The following is a 20,153-nucleotide window of genomic DNA, read 5'->3' on the forward strand; positions in this document are numbered from 1 at the left end:
TGCCCTTTTAGATTTTAAACAGGCTGATTATGGCCGGGTGCTGGAAAATATCGTATATTTGGAGTTGTTGCGCCGTGGCTATCATGTGTCTGTTGGCAAAGTTGGAACTTTGGAGGTGGACTTTGTTGCCAGTAAGGCAGAGAGAAAGGTGTATTTTCAGGTATCGGCCTCTGTTTTGGATGATACCACTAGAGAAAGGGAGTTGAAACCATTGCGGGCTATTCCCGATGCTTATGAAAAGGTACTATTAACTATGGATAAGATATATATCAAGGATTATGAAGGCATAAAAAATGTAAATATTATAGATTTCTTATTAGAAAGTGAGTGTTACTGACACGCCTATCTGTTGTCAGACTGCTATTGTATTCTTATGAAGAATTTTCTGCTACGTCATTTTCTTTCTACGGTTTTACAGAAGAGCTACTGAAGGTGGCAGCAGATGAAAATGTTTTGTTGGTGGAAGATGAAGTTTAGCATTCTACCATTGAATAGAAAGGATTTATAATTAATGCTTTTTAAGAAAAAAATAACTTGGTGCGTCTTGACCATATTGTGGCTGGGGTTGATGTTTTTTCTTTCCCATCAGAATGGGCCGGACACCTTTAATACCAGTCATGGGTTTACGGTGTGGCTGGCTAAGCTATTGGGGGTAAATGTAGAGTGGCTTCATGGTGTTGTAAGAAAGACGGCCCATGTTGTATTATATCTGGTTTTGGTGTTGATGATTTGTGGCTGGCAGGTTTTGGCTGGGCGGAAGATGTGGTTAGCCCTGGCTCTGGCTATTGTTTTCTCTGTGATTGATGAGGGGACCAAGCCATTGGTGGTTGGACGGCACTGTGATATTGAAGATATCCTGCTCAATGATATGGGAGCTGTATTGGGCTATGTAATTGCCAGATTTATAAAGCTGGATAGACGGTTAGATTAAGAATAAGGTTCGGAGTATGTTGATGGTTCGGCATTCTCCGAACTTTTTTGTATTGTATGTGCTATTGAGATTTTTACTATACCTATGTATAATTTAAGGTGAAATTTTGTGTTAAGTATACGGAGGATATCTTATGTTTGGTGGATTTGGCGTACCAGAGCTTATTTTAATTTTAATTATTGGTCTTGTTATTTTTGGACCTGGCAAATTGCCTGATATTGGCAAGGCCTTTGGCAAGAGCATTAAGGAATTTAAGTCTGCACAGAGCAGCAGTGATGATAAGGATACTATCAATATTACTGCTGAGTCTAAAGAAAAATCCAAGGATGAAGCATAATTATGAGTGCAGATGAAGAAAAGTTAGAGGATATTGAATCAGAGGGCATGGCTGAAAATGAGGAAATCACCAGCCCGGAGAATGATGATGAAATGTCCATTATTGACCATCTCACAGAGCTGAGACGGCGTCTTATTCGCTGCGTTGTGGCGGTCCTGTTGGGAAGCTGTATAACCTATGCCTTTGATGAGGAAATAATGCAGTTTTTGCTGGCACCGGCGGGAAAACTATATTTTATGCATCCCGGCGAGGCCTTTTTTTCCTATGCAAAGGTGGTATTGTTTTCCGGATTTCTATTAGCTACTCCGGTGGTTTTTTATGAAATCTGGCGTTTTTTTGTGCCGGCCTTTACCAGGCGGGAGCGGATGGTGCTGGGAATCATGGTCCCAAGCTCCATTATGTTGTTTTATGCTGGACTGGCCTTTTCATTTTTCCTCATAGTTCCTATTGGAATAAAATTCTTTATGGGGATGGGTTCAGAGGATTTATCGCCACTGTTTTCCATTGAGAAGTATCTTGATTTTATAATTACATTCCTGCTGCCCTTTGGGCTGGCCTTTGAGTTGCCATTGATTATTATAATTATGGCGGCCATTGGGCTGGTAACTTCCCAACAGCTCAAAAAGTATTTCAGGTATGTATTTTTTGTTTCTTTCATTATTGGTGCCCTGCTGACACCGCCGGATATAGTGTCTCAGATCACTTTGGCGCTGCCACTGACGGTACTCTATGGATTGAGTTATTTGGTTGTAAGATTTGTTTTGAGAAAGTAGGAGGCTAAGCATGGCTTTTAAGGATTTACGGGAGTTTATTGCTGAATTGGAGAGCCGCGGTTTGCTGAAGCGTATTAAGACTGAGGTGGACTGTGAGCTGGAAATCACAGAGATAACGGACCGGGTATCCAAAATGGAAGGGGAGAAAAATGTCGCTCTGCTCTTTGAGAATGTAAAGGGCTACGATATGCCGGTGCTCATGAATGCTTTTGGCAGCATGGAGCGTATGGCTATTGCCTTTGGTGTGGAAAAACTGGATGATATAGCGGATGAGCTGAGGGAAATCCTGCGTCTCCCTTACATTTCCGTTTCCCATAAAATGGATTTGCTCAGCATAATTCCAACTGCCAAGGGCGCTATTAATTTCCCTAAGTATGTGAAGAAGGCACCTTGTCAGGAAGTGGTTATCACCGATAATCCATCTCTGGACAAGTTCCCGATTTTGAAGTGCTGGCCTCAGGATGGTGGTCGCTTCATTACCTTGCCGTTGATTTTTACCAAGAATCCAAATACGGGAAAGCGGAATGTGGGTATGTACCGCCTTCAGAAGTACGACAGTAAAACCACTGGTATGCACTGGCATATCCATAAAAACGGCGCGGACAACTACCGTGACACCAAGGCTATGGGGGCGCAGCGTATGGAGGTGGCAGTAGCCATCGGTACTGATCCTGTGGTAACCTATGCTGCAACAGCTCCACTTCCTCGTGATATTGATGAAATGGTATTTGCTGGCTTCCTCCGTCACAAGGGCGTGGAAATGGTAAAGTGCAAAACCGTTGATGTAGAGGTTCCTGCCCACGCAGAGATTATTCTGGAGGGCTATGTAGATGTGGATGAAACCCGTTGGGAGGGACCATTTGGTGACCATACGGGCTATTATTCCCTGGCAGATTATTACCCTGTATTCCATATCACTTGCATTACCCATAGAAAGAACCCTATTTATCCGTCCACTATTGTGGGCAAGCCTCCTATGGAGGACTGCTTCCTGGCAAAGGCCACGGAGCGTATTTTCCTGCCACTTCTTCAGCAGGCGATTCCGGAGATTATCGACATAAATATGCCATTGGAGGGCGTATTCCACGACTGTATTTTCGTATCCATCAAGAAAACCTATCCTATGCAGGCCAAGAAGGTTATGAATGCCCTGTGGGGAATGGGACAGATGATGTTCATAAAGATGATTATTGTAGTGGATGCCCATGTTGACGTGCAGAATCCAAAGGAAGTATGGTGGCGCGTATTCAATAACATCGATGCCAAGCGTGATTTGGTAATGGTAGAGGGTCCTCTTGATGTTCTTGACCATTCCTCTCCTATGGCAAAATGGGGTACTAAGGTGGGCATTGATGCTACCAAATCCTGGCCGGAGGAAGGTCATACCCGTGAGTGGCCTGATGAAATTGAAATGACCCAGGATATAAAGGATTTGGTGGACTCAAAGTGGAAGGAGCTTGGACTTGACTGACAGTATGAATAGTTTTTGGCAGAAGATGGATGCTCATTTGAACAATGTGGCATTCTATCAAACTGTATTTTCCCTTCCCTTTGCATATATGGCGGCTTTTCTGGCTGCTGATGGCAAGCCGGATATTATGATAATGGTTTGGATTACCCTTACCATTGTGGCGGCTCGCAGTGCGGCCTTGGCACTGGATAACCTTATTGATCTGAAATACGATGTGGACCAGCCACGATTTAAGGGACGTCCAATGGTGGCTGGCCAGCTCAATAAAAAGGATATTTATCTGTTGGTGGCCATTTGCTTTGCAGTGCTGATATTTTCCGTGTTGCAGCTGGATCCAATCTGCATTAAGTTGCTGCCGGTGGCGGCATTGCCATTTATAGTTTATCCATATATGAAGCGCATAACCTGTTTTTGCCACTACGTGTGTGGTATTGCAGTGGCCATGGCGCCTGCCGGGGGCTGGGTAGCGGTTACAGGCACCATTGACTGGCCTATGATCGTTCTGTTCGTGGCAGTGGCTCTCTGGATAGGGGGCTTTGATGTGGTATATGGTGCCCAGGATGAGGAATTTGATAAGGCCCACGGCCTTCATTCCATGGCTACAGCTATTGGGGCCAAGAATGCCCTGCTTTTGGCTAAGCTAACCCATGTGGTGTGCCTTGGGATATTCGTTTATATGGGTACTCTCTTTGAGCTGGGGGCTATTTATTATTTGGGCGTGGTAGTTTCTGCGGCTGTGCTTTATTACCAGCACCGCCTGATTGCTATCAAGGGCTTTGGTGCCTTTACAAGAGAGTATTACATGCGAAATGGCATAGTATCTGTGGCCATGTTTTTCTTTACCTTGGCCAGTGTATTTTTGAAGTAAGATTGGGAGTGTAAGTTATGACGGTAAGATTATTGGAAGGCAAGTTTTTTGCGGCTAAAATCCGTGAGGAGGCAGGCAAGAGGGCTGCTCAGCTAAAGGAGAAATATGGCGTTACTCCTGGATTGGCAGTTATTATTGTAGGGGAAAATCCCGCTTCCCAGGTTTATGTGAGGAATAAGCACAAGGCCTGTACTGAGCTGGGCTTTTATTCCGAGGGCGTGGAAATGCCTGAAACCACTACCCGCGAGGAGCTTCTTGCTGAAATCAACCGTCTTAACAATGACCCTAAAATTCATGGTATTTTGGTTCAGCTTCCACTTCCTAAGGCTTTGCAGCCTTATGAGTCCGAGGTGCTGGAGGCAATTAACCCATTGAAGGATGTAGATGGCTTCCACCCTGTTAATGTGGGTCGTCTGGTAACCGGTCAGAAGGCTCTCGTACCGTGTACACCACATGGCTGTATCCGTATGCTGGAGCTGGCTGAGATTCCTATGGAGGGAGCCAAGGCTGTGGTTATTGGCCGCAGCAATATTGTGGGCAAGCCAATGCTCCACCTGCTTTTGGGCAAAAATGCCACCGTTACCATCTGTCATTCCCGTACTAAGAATCTGGCAGAGGTGGTAAAGGAAGCTGATATCGTGGTTGCCGCCGTGGGCAAGCCAAGGTTTGTCACTGCGGACATGATTAAGCCGGGAGCCACCGTAATCGATGTGGGTATAAACCGCATCGCACCTAAAAAGCTGGTGGGGGATGTGGATTTTGACGCAGTTAAGGAAGTCGCTGGTGCCATCACCCCAGTTCCAGGCGGTGTAGGTCTGCTCACCATCGCTATGCTGATGCAGAATACAGTAGATGCAGCTGAGCTGCAGTTAAATAAATAAGCAATAAAAAACCTCCTTCAGTTTGGCTGAGGGAGGTTTTAGTTTAATCCAGAAGCTTCGTTTCTCCAAGCTTATCCAATAAGAGATTTGTTTCCAATACGGAAAGCTTATTTTCCAGGGCATGCCATATTACACTATCCCAGCTGTTGCGCACATAGAGCCTTTCGACCTTTGCATAATATAAGAGGTGTTGTGTTTCATCTGGTGTCAGTCCCATGGCAATGGCCAGTGCCAATATTTTATTTCGGGAGGTATTTTTACGGCCCGCGAAAATGTGATAGGCATATACCTTATCCAGACCGGATTGTTCAATTATGAGGGCTTTGTTTAGCCCTTTTTCTTTTATAAGCTCCTCCAGATGCTCACTCAAGGTTTGATTAACAAGCTCGGAATTATTGGTAGTCAGGTAATCTTCAACCCGCTTTGATTCGCTTAGTTCATGCTCCAGACTGGCAGTAGTTTTATTTTTCATGGCCCCTCCAACAGAAATGATGTATTATTATATTAATCTATGTGGGTATGATAATATACTTTAGCAAATAAAGCAAGGTGGTATTATGGGGCAGGACAACTCCAAAACCGCCATACAGCTGGCGGAGGAATTTATACAAAGTAAATATGAAAAAGTGCGTCTGCTCCACCGGACAGAGAAGGCAGAGGTATGGCTGGCTGCCGACAGCACAGGCAGTTTTGTGGTTATAAAATATATTAGGCTGGCTAATCTGCCCTATTCGTCCCTTAAGGCAATGGGCAAATCCCTGTGGCCGGAGGTTATATACTGTGCAGAGGATGAAGCCTCAACCATCGTGGTGGAGGAATTTATAAACGGGGAGTCCTTTGAGGAGCTGCTGGCAAACAAGAGGTATTTGACGGAGGCAAGGGCAAAAGAGCTGCTATTACAGCTTTGTGACGGCCTAATTATGCTCCATAATGCGGGAATAATTCATCGGGATATCAAGCCGTCCAATATAATTTTGCAGGCTGTTGGCGGGCATGACTTTGTCAGGCTCATAGATTATGATGCTGCCCGTACTGTAAAGGAGGATCAAAGGGAAGATACCCGTTTGTTGGGAACTAAGGGGTACGCACCTCCGGAGCAATACGGATATGGTCAGACGGATCAGCGCAGTGATATTTATTCCTTGGGTATCACCTTTAAGGAGATGCTGGGAGAGAATTATAATGGCTGGCTAAGCCCAATACTGCAAAAATGCACCGAAGTGGATGCACGCAGTCGTTACCAATCCGTTGCAGAACTAAAGAATGATTTGCTCTATCATAGACGGAACAAGCTGCTAAAGGTGGCAGGAATTGTGGCAGCATCCATGGTGGTTGTGCTTGTAATATGGTCTAACGGGCAGCATTCCTATCAAGAAAAAATCATTCCTCCAGCAGTGGAAGAAATCATGGAGGAAGTAAAAGAAAAGGTGCCTCTTCCTCCCGTAGAGGAAAAGACACCTGAGGTTGAAAAGGATAAGGTTCCATCACAGGAAAATGGCCCTGTACCAGCTGAGAATAAGCCAAACACCCCAGAGAATAACTCAGCGCCAAAGAAAGAAAAAGCTGATAATGAGACAACAGGCCAAAATGCTGTTTATGCCAAGTATTATTTTAATGGTGAACGGCAGGGGGAGTGGACGGATAGATTTGATAAACCAAGAAATGATTGGGGGACGTTTTTTACAATTCCCCCTAATATATGGAAAAATTGGGATGACTCTTATCCAAATGACTGGGAAGTACGGGTCACTGTGGAAAATAAGAGCAATAAGCCGTGGGAAAATCCCCATCTTAGTGTATGGACCACAGATGGTGTGGGGGGAGAGTCAAAGGACTATTATGGAAATACTTTGGCACCGGGTGAAAGCTGTGTATTTGTGGTTCCACTGAATGAGTTCAGATTGCCTGCCCTGCATAAGGAGAGGCGAAGACAGGAAATGCATTTCCAATTATATGCCTCGGGAGATCAGATGCTTTTTGGTGAAAAAGCAGAAATGGATTTTGAACTGGAAAAATAAATAGTGGCTATAAAAAATTGTCCCAGCGGGTAAACAAACCCTGCTGGGACATTTTGTATAATTTCGTTGAACACAGTTTGTAGCCTTCCCCTATGGGGAAGGTGTCAGCCTTATAGGCTGACGGATGAGGTCTCTCTACCCATTATTAGTGGTTTTCCTGCTCATACACGGCATTAAGGGTAATATCCACAATATCCTTGCCGGATTCGCTTAAATCAAGATACTTTCGGAGCTGCCCGCTAATATGGGGAGATACTTCCCGTACCTTGCTTTCAAGTGTTGATTCCTCACGGCCAAGCAGGTAATCGACACTGACATTAAATAGGACAGCCAGTTCATTTAGCTTTCGTACAGGTTTGATGTCGCCACTTTCATACTTGTTATAGGCTGTTCGAGTGATACCAAGATATTTGGCCACATCTTCCTGGGAAAGCTGCTTTATTTTTCGAAGCTCCCGCAGCCGGGACGCTGTAATATCCATACGAAATCACTCCTTACTTAAATAAGTATAGGGATTATTTGTCGTATGAAAAAGCCGTGATTTTAAGTTAAAATATTCTTTATACTAAAGCAGGATTTTTGATAATTAATGTTGAAATAGTGAGTTAAAGTTACTTAGAGCGTGAAGCAACACAATTATTATTTTATAAGGGAGATGAAAAAATGAAATACTTATCTAACGTAAGAAAATTATTCTTTTTCTTAACCTTCATGCTTTTTGTTATTGGATTCCAATCCCATATCGAAGCATCTGATTTTTACCTTGGCGAATATTCTGATGGAAACACGGCTTATCTCATGACAGGAAGTATTAAAGAATCATCAGGCTATGATGGTGGGGATAGATATGATTGTTATGTAAAAATAGTAATCCCTAATGCCGATGATTATGAGACAACACATTACAGCATAAGTTATAATCAAGTCCTTTCGATGCAACGCGATGGAGAGTATTTATATACATTGCGTACTATGTACGATTTTTTTACCACACATCCAGTTGAAAAAAATTTAGTATCATATATAAATAAACATTACAGGGTACCTTACGGTAAACCAATATAATTTGGTAAGATTTAATAATATATTGAAAAAATATTAGTAGAAGTATTATACAGAGGAGGAATTACTTTGAAAAAAATAGTATTAATGATTTTAAGTTTGTTGTTATTGTCATTTGCAGCTATGGCCAGTGCAAATTATCCTACTTACCTTAATGGTAATAGAAACTTGATTTTATGTGATGGTCACATGGGATCAGCATGGTATGTTGACCGTACAACGCTAAATGTAGAAAAATATAATCCACCTCAGTATATTATCAGTGTAAACATCATAACTGCATCTAGCGCATATAATAACGTAAACGACTTTTATAACGGAGGAGAAGGTAAAATAACAGGCGTAAGACAAGCACGATTCTTTTATAATTGGGATTTAAGAGAAATGTATTTTGATACGACTGGTAAAGATGGTTGGAGATTTTTACCACCTAGTGGAAGCTGGGCTGAAACGAGCGTTTTTATGCCAGCGGGTGAAACTGCTTTTTACCTTGCATATAAGATGAAATTCTATGGACGTAAAGTTTTTAATGATGAATTTTATGAAAAAATCTAAAATATGCCCCTCTACATACAAAATAGAGGGGCATTTTACCAAATGGAAAAAAATCAGTCATAAAGGCAGTACAAGGCTAAGAGAAATGTTATTCTATGAAGCAATCCATTAATGGCCACTATTGAAAGCTTTAAGGCAATCTATAATAACTATGTAAATGGGGGTAGTTATATGAATTTGGTTGTAATTATAGCAGGTTTATTGGCATTAGTCTCTTTAATAGGAATCCCAGTAAGTATATGTGCGTTTATTTACTACAAGATAAAGACAAAAGGTATGTCACAAAATGAAAATGCTGACTATGAAATTTTACACAAGAAACAATTAACTTCAATGAAGGCTATTGGAATATTTGTACTATGCTTTTCATTATCGTATATGGTCGTAATATCCGGCAGTAAAAAAACTACCAATGAAAACTTAGACCGCGAAATAGCAGCCCTTTCCACAGAAGATAGAGCTATGTTTGATGATATCTATAAATTGGATGTACTAAAGTCCGAGGATGAAATATCGAGAAAAGAGACAGCTCTTTACTATCTCGAAATAAATAAAGAAAATATTGACAAAATGAACAATCTTGATGAAGAATCCAAAAAATTTGTTGAGGACAGGTATCGAGTATATGCAAAATATACAAATGAAATTTTTGCGAGAGACAATGCTTTAAAAGATCTTCAACAAAGATATGATGACCAAGCCGAATATGAGGAGTGGATAGCTTGGCAGAAAAATGAGGAAAAAAAGCGAGTAACAGCGGAAGAACTGCGATTAAAAGCGGAAGAAGCTGAAAGAAATAAATATTCTGAAGTAAGAGTGTGGGATTTGTACAATGATCTCAAAAATAATCCAGCACGTGCCAATAATTTATATACTGGAAAATATGTTAAAATTATTGGCGGCAAAGTCATGAATATTGAATCTAATGGAAAAGTTATTCAGGTTGGAGTAGATGTAGGGGATAAAAATTTTTCTTTGCCACACTCATTTATTAACTGCTTTCCTGAGAGTAAAGAAGCAAAATCAGCTATCTATAACTTGAATATTAATAAAACCACAGTCGTGTATGGAAAAATAACGGACGTAGGAGAAATAGCAGGGTATTATGTTGACGTCGATAGGTTCGAATGAGAAAAGTTATAAAGATAGAGCAATCTACTTTATGGAATGTTAAAATAGATACCTCATAATAGTTATATGAATAATCTGGCCTCCGTGTCCAAATAATTTTGCTGGTGCAAATATAATTATGGAAGACGGGGTTAGGCTAGAAAACTTATATACTTTGGCCAGACGTGCATTAAAAGCAGAAAAATATGAAGATGCATGTGCCGGAAATCTTAAGGCTGTTCTTTTGTTGGCCCGTTCCTATGAGTCTGGCAAAGGAGTTGAGCAGGATAAGACGAAAGCCATGGACTTGTATCGCCAGGTAGCAGAGAAGGTTACGATTGGACCATCCTTTATTATTGGTGGGGCGATGATAGGTGGCGGACTTTGGGACGGAATTATTATGGATGTTTTGGCGCAAACGAATGAAAATGACATATATGATATGACACGACGGGGTTATGCTTACGAACATGGGAAATTCGGTGTGGAGCAGGATAAAAATGAAGCCTTGAAATGGTATCAAAAGGCTGCAGAGGCTGGAGGCACCTATGCCATGTTTGTTCTTGGAAATGAGTATGCAAGTGGAGAGAATCAAGACAAGGAAAAAGCTTTAATGTGGTATAGGAAGGCTGCTGAAGAAGGTTTGGCATTTGCAGAAAAGAAGCCTAAACAATGGGAGTCCTATCAACTGGCCTATGAAATGACGAAAGATTAGTTCTGAAGAGTCTGTGAAAAAATCTCTGTGACGAACCTAAAAATCCCGTCTGCTGGTGGCATTACGCTACCTGTCAGACGGGATGTGTCTTTTAAAGACAATATAAAATGAATTTATAAGCCAGCTTGAGCAGCAACTCTACCAATTTTTTCATTGACGGCATCAGCAATAAATGTGTTTAATGATATGCCCTGCAGCTTGGCTGCAATCGAGGCACGGCGATGGAGCTCTGGTTGAAATCGAACATTGATTTTACCAGAGAAAGGTTTTTCTGGATCAACCCCATCAGCTTTACACCATTCTAAATAATCATCAACAGAGGCTTTGAACTCAGCTTCAAGCTCTTTTACTGACTCTCCTTGGAAGGTAATAACTGTTCTGGTATTAATAACTTCACCAGCAAAAATATGCTGTTCTTCATCAAAAGCGGCTTTTCCAATATAGCCCTTATACATCATAATTATTCACCCCCGAATTTTTTAAAAAACGCCTAACAGCTTTTACTGCTCCTTTATCAGTAGTATTTTCGGGATGGGGTCGGTGGAAAACAGCGCGTTCTCCATTTAAAAGTACCCTTACCCGTGAACCGTTTCCCTCGGTAATGGTGGCACCTAGAGATATAAATAACGCTTCGATATCAGACCATTTAATACCAGCTTTTACAGGGTTGAAAAATATATCGTTAAGTGTAGCAATATTTTTCTTATTCATATGTAAATGGTACTATTATTTGATACTATTGTCAATGTGAATGACAATGATAGACAGTATCTATTCTATTCTAACCCAACAGATATTCATTTTAGTTAATAGTATTCCAGCAAGGTGCAAGAGAGGAGAAAAAATCCCGTCTGCCGGTGGCTTTGAGCCACCTGTCAGGCGGGATAAGTTTTTGGTGTAAAAAATTTAAATTTCCTTGGCCAACTCTTGAATGCGTTCAGTTGTGAGGCCTGTATATTCGGCTATTTTTTCAATAGGTTCATTTTTTTTGAGCATGGCAAGGGCTATATTATTTGCCATTTCCTCGCGGCCTTCTTCGCGGGATACACGCATATCGGTATTGTAGTCCATAATGGCCATTTGACGATTTATGTATTTGAGCCGTTCTTCGAAATCCATCATAAAGATGTCAGTGTCATTGACGGCCTTTTTTATAGTAGCGTCACTCATAACAAGTTCCTCCATTTCCTCAGTATCTAGCTTGTTTGAGAAGTATGCCAGCCACCGTTCCATACGGGTCATTTCACCAATAGGCTTTTTCTGGAATTTTGGTATTTCAAGAAAATGCAGCTCCAAATCCTCATTTAGCCGGCGACCAGTTTCAATGTTATAAATACTATACATTGAATGAAGTGGCTCATTAGGGAAGATTTTATGTCCCAGGATGTTTATGGTTATGGCTGGATTGAGAGTGATATAGTCATCTCCCTTGTTTAACCCCATCAGATACATCTGTGACCAGTAAAACAGACTACGTCGCTCCATGTCCTTTTTATTGATCAGCTGAACTTCTACGTCAATCTTGGTTTCGTCTTCTGTAATACAGAAAATATCGAGACGAGTAAGCTTGTCATCTTCATAGTACGGAACAATTTCACTATTTTTGAACTGAATATCCTTGATAGCCTGTTTGCCAGTGCGGTTTAGTATGGCGTTCAGTAAATCAATGGTGATATTCTTCCTCTCATCTTTGCCGAAGATGAACTTGAAAAGGACATCATTCATGGGATTGTATATCTTGTTGGCGATGTCGTTTTCAACTTGTTGCTGTGCAACAGAACGCTGGTCTTTCATGGTGAATCTCCTTTGCGTCAAATAAATTATAACATGAAAAAGTTTATTAGGGTAGAAACTGTTGGGATTAGGTAATGTTAAGGTAGGTCGCTAGATTCTATTAATATAATAAAACGACAATAAGAATTAATCAAAGACTATTTTTAAAATTTATTAAAATAATTTTGATAATTTACAATATTACGATGATATATTAAGAATAAGTAGCATTAGGCGTATTTAGCAGAAGAGCAACAGTATATTGAAGAAACTATATCCATGAAGATGATATATGATATAGATAGACTATGGTCAATACAAAAATCCCGTCTGATTGGCGGCTATGCAGCCAATCAGACGGGATAAGTCTTTTGCGGTAAAGCATTAGAGTTCCTGGGACAGTTCCTGAATCCTTTCAGCTGAGATGCCGGTATATTTGGTGATTTCCTCCATCGGCTTATTGTCACGGAACATATTTAATGCAATTTCCTCGGCCATTTCTGCTCGACCTTCTAATATATATTCTCTGATGGCCATTTGGTATCTGAGATAGTTAAGTCGCTCACTCATTTTTATTCTTCTCCATTTAATACTCAATCAAATAATAGTAATAAGTAAATTCCTGCGTCTTTGAATATCTACTTTATAAGGTACATTTTTAAGCTTCATGTTTAGAATAGGCCTCAAGAAGTTTCTTCATATCATCGGTAGCGATAAGTGAATCGAAAAATTTATTAAAGCAGGATCTGCACAGTGAGCGGCCGTTAAAATCGTTTTTTTCCATACTTTCATACCAAGCGTCTATAATGCGGAATTCTGAAATATTAATATCATAGCTGCGAGAATCCAATACATCAACACACATGATTTCGTCATCTTCTTCGTATTTGTGCAAACATGCAGCACAGTGTGTTAAGGTTAAAGTACGTTGTGCTTCATCTTCATTTCCATCGCACCAGTGAACGGCCTTAGGAAATTTCTTCACCATTTCCAAAGCGGCCTCTTTTGATATTTTACCCTCATCATACATGTCCAGTACCTGACGCATTATTACATCTACACCTCTGCCTATTTCGTGACAACTCATAAAAATCATCCTTTCTGTTAAAGTATATATCTACAAAAAAGAGTATATACCATTTGAGTTAATACTACAAGACTGCATTAAACTTAAATGAGATTTATTTCTTTTTATATACTTATGTTTAGGAGGAGAATAGGATGTCACGTTTTGTGATTGATAAGGATATTGGGCCTAATTCCGCTGGCATGGACTTAGACATTTTTTACAATAATAAAGCAAATTAAAAGAGGGATTGCCCTTTGTACCAAGTCATGGTACATGGGCAAGCCCTCTTTTTCCCAAATACAGGGGAGCAATGAATGTCGATTGAGCTGTTTTATTTATTTTCTTCTGCAACTGTTTCGTTGTTAGTACTAATAATATACCAATTATTATATGGTTCCAGTATACTTTGAATAGCTTTAGTGATGTGCTCCGGTGCCTGGCGATAGGCTTTAATTAAAGCGATTTCCTCCACGGATATATCCTCCGGAAAGCGACCCACCGAATCTATCCCTAGTAAATAGTCAATCGTAACGCCAAAAAAATTTGCAAAATCTATCAGAGCATTTGTCTCTGGGATTCTCTTGTCGTTTTCAAACTGTGAGATGGCAGCAGGAGTATATTTCCTGCCATATTCTATGTTAAATTTATTAATTAGTTCATCTTGAGTTAAGCCGGCTTTTTTGCGTAATTCTTTAAAACGTGACATTTTTTCGCCTCCTGTTCGTCAGTATAATGTTCAAATAAATTAAAATAAATACTATTTAAGTTAATTTTATTATTGAAAATTTTACTTGTACGGCATATAATTAAAACATAGTTTTTTCCCGTTATGCAAATGTAGGAAATTTAAATCTGCTAGAGAAAAATATAGAAATGTGAGGTGAAAAAATGTCTGGAATACCTGAAGACGTGAAGGCTAGTATCAAAGATATATTAAACAGGGAACGATGGCAAGGATATGTTAGTGGTAAGATTGAGGGGACATTAGATGTCTTAAATTTGATGGATGTTGACAAGGAAAAGCAAATTACTATATTGATGAATGTTGTAGGCTTAAGCCGTGCAACTTCGCTAAATATTTTGAAGTCACGGGAAAGGGAAGAAGATGCCTCCATCCGTGATTAATAATCAATTGTAGTATTATAACGAGCTTTAAGATGTCCCCTTCCTCTTTAGGTGGGGGAAAACAAACTACAACAGCTGGTGAGCATATCTCCCAGCTCGTTGAAACGCTAATTGGAAGATTTTTCTTCTAAAGAAGAAAAATTTGAACAATGGCGTTATAATTGAATAAGTAATATCGATGTACAAATACAAAAATGCCAGGGAGCATAGCTAAAGCTAACTTCCTGGCATTTTATGTTTACATTACATTATTAATAGTTGTCAGATTAACGAACCTGGCCAACCAATACCTGAATTTCTTCCTCAGTAAGGCTGGTGTACTTGACAATTTTCTCAATAGGCTCCTCAGCTCTCAGCATACGCATGGCCGTACGACGATTTGCAGCATTCTCACCCTTGATAATGCCCTTGGAGAGACCATCATTATAGGATTCCATAAGTTTAAGTTCAAGGCTCATATACATCACGCTTTCCGTAAGTTATCTTTTATAAGATTATACCATTTTTGGATATACATAAAAAGCTAAATTTTTATATATGTGAATATCATTTTAATAATATCATTGATGGTATCAAAAGTCAACTAAATGGGAGAATAAGCTATCTATGATATTGTTTTCTATATGGAATTCTCTTTGTTGGCATGGTGTTTCATTTATAGTATAATATTTTAGTGTAACTTTACACAAAGTTAATGTGAGCGATAGTTGGATTGGATTTTAGGAGGATGCTAAATGAAAACTGATGTTGAGATTGCCCAGGAAGCTAAAATGCAGCCTATAGCCCAGGTGGCCAAGTCCCTGAACATTGCTGAAGATGATTTGGAGATGTATGGCAAATATAAGGCTAAGATTTCTCTGGATGCCTGGAACAAGGTAAAGGCAAACGAGGATGGCAAGCTGATTTTGGTTACCGCAATTAATCCTACTCCAGCAGGAGAAGGAAAGACTACCACCAGTGTTGGTTTGGCAGATGCCTTCCATAAGATGGGGAAGAACATTGCTGTTGCTCTTCGTGAGCCTTCCCTTGGCCCATGCTTTGGCTTAAAGGGTGGTGCTGCAGGCGGTGGTTATGCCCAGGTGGTTCCTATGGAGGATATTAATCTTCATTTCACTGGTGATTTCCACGCTATTACCACAGCCCACAATTTGCTGGCGGCGGTTATTGATAATCATATCCAGCAGGGTAATGCTCTGGATATCGATGTTCGCCGTGTTGCCTGGAAGCGTGTACTGGACTTGAATGACCGTGCTCTCCGTCATGTGGTAATCGGCATGGGGGGCAAGGCCCATGGCGTTCCCCGTGAGACTGGCTTTGATATTACTGTGGCCTCTGAAATGATGGCTATTTTGTGTTTGGCCACTGATTTGGAGGACATGAAGAAGCGCCTTGGTCAGATTGTGGTGGCATATACCCGTGATGGCCGTGCTGTTCGGGCTGATGAGCTGAATGTAACCGGTGCATTGACACTGCTCTTTAAGGATGCCATTAAGCCTAATTTGGTACAGACTCTTGAAGGGACACCAGCTCTTATTCACGGCGGTCCTTTCGCCAATATTGCCCATGGCTGTAACTCCGTCATGGCAACTAAATTCGCTCTTAAATTCGCAGATATAGTTGTAACTGAGGCAGGCTTTGGTGCTGACCTTGGTGCTGAGAAATTCCTGGATATAAAATGCCGTTTTGCTGGTCTGAAGCCTTCTGCAGTGGTTATTGTAGCTACTGTCCGTGCTTTGAAGATGCATGGCGGTCTGCCTAAGACAGAGCTGGGCAAGGTTGATATGTCCGCTTTGGAAAAGGGTCTTGAAAATCTTATTAAGCATATTGAAACTGTTAAGGCCTTTGGCCTTCCTGCTGTGGTGGCTATTAATGCTTTCCCTACGGATACCAAGGAGGAGCTGGACTTCGTTGAGAAGAAATGCAACGAGCTTGGTGCTGAGGTAGCCCTTTCCGAGGTTTGGGCCAAGGGTGGCGAAGGCGGTATTGCCCTCGCTGAAAAGGTGCTGGCAGCTACTGAAAAGCCTAATAATTTCAACTTCACCTATGAGGTGGAGCAGTCCATTCCAGAGAAAATTGAGGCCATCGTTAAGCGCGTTTACGGCGGCGATGGTGTTGTATTCACTGGCCCTGCCATGAAGCAGCTGAAGGAAATTGAAGAGCTTGGGCTGGATAAGATGCCTGTATGTATGGCCAAGACACAGTATTCTCTGTCTGATGACCCAACCAAGCTGGGCCGTCCTAAGAATTTTAAGATTACCGTCAAGGAGCTTCGTATTTCTGCGGGAGCAGGCTTTATCGTGGCACTTACAGGAGATATTCTCACTATGCCGGGACTTCCTAAAAAGCCGGCGGCTGAGAATATGGACATAGATGTAAATGGTAAAATTACTGGTTTGTTCTAAAGTTTTAATCGAAAAGAAGTGAAAGAATTGGGGAGAATTTCCGTTGAACTCATTCCCCGCAGCGAAGATGGTCTGCGGGATGATTTGCAGATAGTTAAGAAGAATGCTCCAGGGGTGGAGCTGATTAATATTCCTGACCTGCTGAGATTTGATATGAGAAGCTGGCAGGGGGCGGCTATTGCCCAGGAGTATTTTCCGGCGGTAATGCCACACATCAGAGCTATTGATGTGGATTTATCACAGCCACTTTCCATGCGGCCTGAGCTTCGTCAGAGTGGTATCACTGAGGTGCTGGTTATTGAAGGTGATCCGCCTCAGGATATGAGCCATAAATTTTATCCTACTGTTACCACCGATGTTATTTCCAAGTTCCATCAGGAGATGCCAGAGGTTAAGGTTTATGCTGGTATTGACCAGTACCGTGGAAGCATGCGCCAGGAGCTTTATCGCATTCAGCGCAAGCTGCAGGCGGGAGCCGTTGGCTTCTTTACCCAGCCTTTCTTTGACATACGTTTTATGGAAATGTATGCGGATATGCTGGAGGGGCAGAATGTGTATTGGGGTGTATCCCCTGTTATGTCCGAGCGTTCCCAGAGTTATTGGGAGCTTAAGAATAATGTAATTTTCCCTAAAGGATTCCAGCCTACTTTGGAATGGAGCATTGAGTTTTCCAAGAAAGCATTGAAGTTTGCTGAGGAAAGGGATGCAAATCTTTATCTCATGCCTATTAAGAGTAATCTGGAAGCTTATCTCCAGGGTGTTTTAGGTTAAGTGTATTAAGGAGAGTAGACAATGTTTAAGATTATGTACAAAAAGGAGCTGTCTCCTGGTATTTTCCACATGGATATTGAGGCTCCAAGAGTGGCTAAAAAGGCAAAGGCCGGCCAGTTTATCGTATTGCGTGTAGATGAGAAGGGGGAGCGTATTCCTCTTACCATTGCTGACTTTGATGTGGAAAAGGGTACCATTACCTTGATTTTCCAGGTTCTTGGTGCTTCCACCATGCAGCTCAGTGCCCTTAATGAGGGGGATTCCATTGTGGACTTTGCTGGTCCTTTGGGACAGCCTTCTGAAATTGATGGTAATATGGGAACCGTTGTGTGCATTGGTGGCGGTATTGGTGTTGCCCCTGTTTATCCTATTGCCCGTGCTATGCATGAGGCTGGCAACAAGGTTATTTCCATTATGGGTGCCAAGACCAAGGATATTCTGATTTTTGAGGACAAGATGAGAGCTATTTCCGATGAGGTTATTATTGCTACTGATGATGGCTCTTATGGTGTGAAGGGCTTTGTTACTACTGCACTTCAGCAGCTGGTGGACCGTGGGGAGAAGATTGACCAGGTTACTGCTATTGGCCCTGGCATTATGATGAAGAGCGTCTGCGATGCTACCCGTCCGCTGGGAATTAAGACTATCGTTTCCTTGAACCCTGTAATGGTTGATGGTACTGGTATGTGCGGTGGCTGTCGCGTGCAGGTGGGTGACGAGATGAAGTTCGCTTGTGTTGATGGCCCTGAGTTTGATGGTCATCTGGTAGATTTCAATAATCTCATGTCCCGTGGCCGTATGTTCCGCGAACAGGAAGCAAAGGCTAAGGATCATGTTTGCAATATCGGTCTTGGGAGGTAATTGGTAATGGCTCTTGTATTGGAAAAGCATAAAATGCCGGAGCAGGACCCACAGGTTCGCGCTCATAATTTTCAGGAGGTAGCTTTGGGCTATGATGAGGAAACTGCCGTGGCTGAGGCCAACCGTTGTCTCGGCTGCAAGAATCCCCAGTGCCGTCCTGGCTGTCCTGTAGGTATTGATATTCCTGCCTTTATCGGCAAAATCAAGGAAAGAGATTTTGACAGTGCTATCAGCATTATCAAGGAGTCCAGTTCCCTGCCAGCAGTTTGTGGTCGTGTATGCCCACAGGAAAATCAGTGCGAGAAGAACTGTGTCCTTACTCATAAGGGTGAATCCGTGGCTATCGGCCGTTTGGAGCGTTTTGTGGCTGATTATCAGCTGGATAAAAACGAAGAGGTTAAGCCTATTGAGTTTGCTCCTGATGCCCAGAAGGTGGCCATCATTGGAGCTGGTCCTTCTGGTCTGACTTGTGCTGGTGATTTGGCTCGCAAGGGCTACAAGGTTACTATTTTTGAAGCACTTCATGTGGCTGGCGGTGTACTGTCCTATGGAATTCCGGAGTTCCGTCTCCCTAAGGACAAAATCGTTAAGCGTGAGATTGATAATCTTCAGAAGATGGGTGTTACCATTGAGGTTAACTCCATTGCCGGTCGTCTCTTTACTGTAGATGAGCTGATGGATGAGATGGGCTTTGATGCTGTATTCGTTGGTACTGGTGCTGGCCTTCCTCATTTTATGAATATTCCGGGTGAAAGCCTCAATGGTGTATATTCCTCCAATGAGTTCCTTACCCGTTGCAACCTCATGAAGGCTTACGATTTCCCAAATCATGCAACTCCAATTGCCATGGGCAAGAAGGTGGCTGTAGTAGGCGGCGGTAATGTTGCCATGGATGCAGCCCGTACTTCTTTGCGCTTGGGTGCTGATAAGGTTTATATTGTATATCGTCGCAGTGAGGCTGAGCTTCCAGCCCGTGCTGAGGAGGTTCATCACGCCAAGGAGGAGGGTATTGACTTTAAGCTCCTCAATAATCCTGTGGAAATCATTGGTGATGAAAATGGTTGGGTTAAATCCTTAAAGTGCATCCGCATGGAGCTGGGCGAGCCTGATGCTTCTGGCCGTCGTCGTCCAGTGGCTGTGGAAGGCTCTGAGTTTGAGCTGGATGTGGACACTGTAATTATGGCTATCGGTAATGGCCCTAACCCTATTGTGGCATCCACTACTCCTGGTATGGATACCAACAAGCGTGGCAATATTATTGCAGACGAGGAAACTGGTGCTACTACCAAGGAAGGCGTATTTGCTGGTGGCGATATTGTTACAGGTGCAGCAACTGTTATTTTGGCAATGGGTGCCGGCAAGAAGGCTGCTGCAGCCATTGATGAGTACCTCAAAAGCAAGAAATAAAGTAAGTGTGTAGGTCCAGTGGGT

At 41.9% G+C, this 20,153-nt stretch carries 25 protein-coding genes and 1 pseudogene; 17 read left to right on the top strand and 9 right to left on the bottom strand.

What is annotated here, in order from left to right; translation table 11 throughout:
- From T355_RS15400 to folD, 7 genes and pseudogenes are all read left to right on the top strand, one after another.
- Positions 1-337: pseudogene (locus tag T355_RS15400) on the top strand (ATPase); the annotation flags it as partial.
- Positions 338-511: 174 nt separating this feature from the next.
- On the top strand, positions 512-931 hold the full coding sequence (locus tag T355_RS0101740; RefSeq protein WP_027396239.1) for a VanZ family protein: 420 nt from the start codon (positions 512-514) through the stop codon (positions 929-931).
- Between the two features lie 133 nt (positions 932-1,064).
- Complete coding sequence (tatA, locus tag T355_RS0101745; RefSeq protein ID WP_027396240.1) at positions 1,065-1,268, top strand: twin-arginine translocase TatA/TatE family subunit; 204 nt, start codon at positions 1,065-1,067, stop codon at positions 1,266-1,268.
- 2 nt (positions 1,269-1,270) lie between these two features.
- On the top strand, positions 1,271-2,041 hold the full coding sequence (gene tatC / locus T355_RS0101750; RefSeq protein ID WP_037329684.1) for a twin-arginine translocase subunit TatC: 771 nt from the start codon (positions 1,271-1,273) through the stop codon (positions 2,039-2,041).
- A 10-nt stretch (positions 2,042-2,051) separates the two neighbouring features.
- Complete coding sequence (locus tag T355_RS0101755; RefSeq protein ID WP_027396242.1) at positions 2,052-3,512, top strand: menaquinone biosynthesis decarboxylase; 1,461 nt, start codon at positions 2,052-2,054, stop codon at positions 3,510-3,512.
- Between the two features lie 4 nt (positions 3,513-3,516).
- Positions 3,517-4,380 (top strand): 4-hydroxybenzoate octaprenyltransferase, encoded by an 864-nt coding sequence (locus T355_RS0101760; protein WP_027396243.1) that lies wholly within the window; start codon positions 3,517-3,519, stop codon positions 4,378-4,380.
- 17 nt (positions 4,381-4,397) lie between these two features.
- Positions 4,398-5,261, top strand: coding sequence for a bifunctional methylenetetrahydrofolate dehydrogenase/methenyltetrahydrofolate cyclohydrolase FolD (folD, locus tag T355_RS0101765; protein ID WP_027396244.1), 864 nt, complete (start codon positions 4,398-4,400; stop codon positions 5,259-5,261).
- Positions 5,262-5,304: 43 nt separating this feature from the next.
- On the opposite strand, the gene T355_RS0101770 is transcribed toward folD, so the two are convergent.
- Positions 5,305-5,733 carry a helix-turn-helix domain-containing protein gene (locus tag T355_RS0101770; RefSeq protein WP_027396245.1) on the bottom strand — a complete coding sequence of 143 codons (429 nt, stop codon included), beginning with the start codon at positions 5,731-5,733 and terminating at the stop codon, positions 5,305-5,307.
- An 85-nt stretch (positions 5,734-5,818) separates the two neighbouring features.
- Between T355_RS0101770 and T355_RS14590 the strand changes: the two genes are divergently transcribed.
- Entirely contained in the window at positions 5,819-7,279 is a 1,461-nt protein-coding gene (locus T355_RS14590; protein WP_051555313.1) for a serine/threonine-protein kinase, read from the top strand.
- A 145-nt stretch (positions 7,280-7,424) separates the two neighbouring features.
- On the opposite strand, the gene T355_RS13200 is transcribed toward T355_RS14590, so the two are convergent.
- On the bottom strand, positions 7,425-7,760 hold the full coding sequence (locus tag T355_RS13200; RefSeq protein ID WP_037329686.1) for a helix-turn-helix domain-containing protein: 336 nt from the start codon (positions 7,758-7,760) through the stop codon (positions 7,425-7,427).
- Between the two features lie 182 nt (positions 7,761-7,942).
- Between T355_RS13200 and T355_RS0101785 the strand changes: the two genes are divergently transcribed.
- From T355_RS0101785 to T355_RS0101800, 4 genes are all read left to right on the top strand, one after another.
- A complete protein-coding gene (locus tag T355_RS0101785) occupies positions 7,943-8,344 on the top strand; it encodes a hypothetical protein (RefSeq protein ID WP_027396246.1) in 402 nt (133 codons plus the stop codon).
- Positions 8,345-8,410: 66 nt separating this feature from the next.
- The gene (locus T355_RS0101790) at positions 8,411-8,896 is read left to right on the top strand and encodes a hypothetical protein (RefSeq protein WP_027396247.1); all 486 of its coding nucleotides are present in this window, start codon (positions 8,411-8,413) and stop codon (positions 8,894-8,896) included.
- A gap of 171 nt (positions 8,897-9,067) precedes the next feature.
- Complete coding sequence (locus tag T355_RS0101795; protein WP_027396248.1) at positions 9,068-10,027, top strand: OB-fold protein; 960 nt, start codon at positions 9,068-9,070, stop codon at positions 10,025-10,027.
- 118 nt (positions 10,028-10,145) lie between these two features.
- Positions 10,146-10,721, top strand: coding sequence for a tetratricopeptide repeat protein (locus T355_RS0101800; RefSeq protein ID WP_027396249.1), 576 nt, complete (start codon positions 10,146-10,148; stop codon positions 10,719-10,721).
- 113 nt (positions 10,722-10,834) lie between these two features.
- On the opposite strand, the gene T355_RS0101805 is transcribed toward T355_RS0101800, so the two are convergent.
- From T355_RS0101805 to T355_RS14595, 6 genes are all read right to left on the bottom strand, one after another.
- Positions 10,835-11,179: a type II toxin-antitoxin system HicB family antitoxin gene (locus tag T355_RS0101805; protein WP_155851650.1), complete on the bottom strand. Its 345-nt coding sequence runs from the start codon at positions 11,177-11,179 to the stop codon at positions 10,835-10,837.
- A complete protein-coding gene (locus T355_RS0101810; RefSeq protein ID WP_027396251.1) occupies positions 11,169-11,432 on the bottom strand; it encodes a type II toxin-antitoxin system HicA family toxin in 264 nt (87 codons plus the stop codon). The genes T355_RS0101805 and T355_RS0101810 overlap by 11 nt, the downstream gene beginning before the upstream one ends.
- A 195-nt stretch (positions 11,433-11,627) precedes the next feature.
- Positions 11,628-12,515 (bottom strand): Rpn family recombination-promoting nuclease/putative transposase, encoded by an 888-nt coding sequence (locus T355_RS0101815; protein WP_027396252.1) that lies wholly within the window; start codon positions 12,513-12,515, stop codon positions 11,628-11,630.
- A gap of 363 nt (positions 12,516-12,878) precedes the next feature.
- Positions 12,879-13,064 (bottom strand): hypothetical protein, encoded by a 186-nt coding sequence (locus tag T355_RS13205; RefSeq protein WP_037329688.1) that lies wholly within the window; start codon positions 13,062-13,064, stop codon positions 12,879-12,881.
- A gap of 88 nt (positions 13,065-13,152) precedes the next feature.
- Positions 13,153-13,581, bottom strand: a complete 429-nt coding sequence (locus T355_RS0101825; protein ID WP_027396253.1) for a hypothetical protein — start codon at positions 13,579-13,581, stop codon at positions 13,153-13,155.
- Between the two features lie 313 nt (positions 13,582-13,894).
- Complete coding sequence (locus tag T355_RS14595) at positions 13,895-14,269, bottom strand: helix-turn-helix domain-containing protein (protein ID WP_051555314.1); 375 nt, start codon at positions 14,267-14,269, stop codon at positions 13,895-13,897.
- Between the two features lie 182 nt (positions 14,270-14,451).
- On the opposite strand from T355_RS14595, the gene T355_RS0101840 reads away from it, so the two are divergent.
- Positions 14,452-14,688 carry a hypothetical protein gene (locus tag T355_RS0101840; protein ID WP_027396254.1) on the top strand — a complete coding sequence of 79 codons (237 nt, stop codon included), beginning with the start codon at positions 14,452-14,454 and terminating at the stop codon, positions 14,686-14,688.
- A 266-nt stretch (positions 14,689-14,954) separates the two neighbouring features.
- Here T355_RS0101840 and T355_RS13215 read toward each other — a convergent pair whose 3' ends face one another.
- A complete protein-coding gene (locus T355_RS13215) occupies positions 14,955-15,146 on the bottom strand; it encodes a hypothetical protein (RefSeq protein ID WP_037329689.1) in 192 nt (63 codons plus the stop codon).
- 276 nt (positions 15,147-15,422) lie between these two features.
- On the opposite strand from T355_RS13215, the gene T355_RS0101850 reads away from it, so the two are divergent.
- The 4 genes from T355_RS0101850 to gltA are packed head-to-tail and all read left to right on the top strand — an operon-like array spanning position 15,423 to position 20,129.
- Entirely contained in the window at positions 15,423-17,090 is a 1,668-nt protein-coding gene (locus tag T355_RS0101850; RefSeq protein ID WP_027396255.1) for a formate--tetrahydrofolate ligase, read from the top strand.
- Between the two features lie 18 nt (positions 17,091-17,108).
- Positions 17,109-17,861 carry a methylenetetrahydrofolate reductase gene (locus T355_RS0101855; protein ID WP_419670089.1) on the top strand — a complete coding sequence of 251 codons (753 nt, stop codon included), beginning with the start codon at positions 17,109-17,111 and terminating at the stop codon, positions 17,859-17,861.
- 21 nt (positions 17,862-17,882) lie between these two features.
- Positions 17,883-18,722, top strand: a complete 840-nt coding sequence (locus tag T355_RS0101860) for a sulfide/dihydroorotate dehydrogenase-like FAD/NAD-binding protein (RefSeq protein ID WP_027396257.1) — start codon at positions 17,883-17,885, stop codon at positions 18,720-18,722.
- 6 nt (positions 18,723-18,728) lie between these two features.
- Positions 18,729-20,129: an NADPH-dependent glutamate synthase gene (gltA, locus tag T355_RS0101865; protein WP_027396258.1), complete on the top strand. Its 1,401-nt coding sequence runs from the start codon at positions 18,729-18,731 to the stop codon at positions 20,127-20,129.
- The last annotated feature ends 24 nt before the right edge of the window (positions 20,130-20,153 follow it).

It is taken from the genome of Anaerovibrio lipolyticus LB2005, assembly GCF_000621545.1.
GTDB lineage: Bacteria > Bacillota > Negativicutes > Selenomonadales > Selenomonadaceae > Anaerovibrio > Anaerovibrio lipolyticus_A.